The organism is Pseudomonas sp. 51_B, assembly GCF_017491595.1.
GTDB classification, from domain to species: Bacteria; Pseudomonadota; Gammaproteobacteria; order Pseudomonadales; family Pseudomonadaceae; genus Aquipseudomonas; species Aquipseudomonas promysalinigenes.
In genome coordinates this window covers 1-488 of the sequence record NZ_JAFGYW010000256.1, presented here as the reverse complement: position 1 = coordinate 488, position 488 = coordinate 1, and the positions used below count along the sequence as shown (strand labels likewise).

1 protein-coding gene is annotated in these 488 nt (G+C 67.6%); it reads right to left on the bottom strand.

Features of this window, described 5'->3' with window-relative positions; translation table 11 throughout:
* Nucleotides 1-316 (bottom strand): type VI secretion system baseplate subunit TssF (locus J5M56_RS24700; protein WP_207938024.1); only part of this gene is annotated, 316 nt, incomplete at its 3' end.
* Between the last annotated feature and the right edge of the window lie 172 nt (nucleotides 317-488).

Genomic DNA, 488 nt, shown 5'->3' with positions numbered 1-488 from the left:
GCGCGAGGCTGCCTTCGTTCATCATCGGCGTGAACTGCACGATCGCCATCGACGGAAGCGGCGCGACGTAACCCGGATACACCGCGTCGAGCAGCGCCTGCGTGAAGCGCGGAAACTCCGCGTCCATCTTCAGTTGCACGCGCGCGGTGAGAAAGCTGAAGCCTTCGAGCAGCCGCTCGACGTACGGATCGGGCGGCCCCGATTCGTGCATCCGCAGGCGCGCGGCCACTTTCGGAAACTGCTGCGCGAACTCGCCGCCCAACTCGCGCAGATACGCGAGCTCGCGGTTGTAGTAGTCGAGCAGGCGCGTATCCATCGCGTCAGCCTCCCGCCGCCGGGTGCAGCGCCATCGCGCCCGTCTCCAGATCGAGGTCCGAGCGCAGCACGAACTCGACCGGATGCGGAATCGACCACAGCGTGCCCTTGATCTCGAACATCAGCACGTTGTGCCGGCGCTCGCCCGCCGCGCCGCCCGGCGCGTCGAGCAC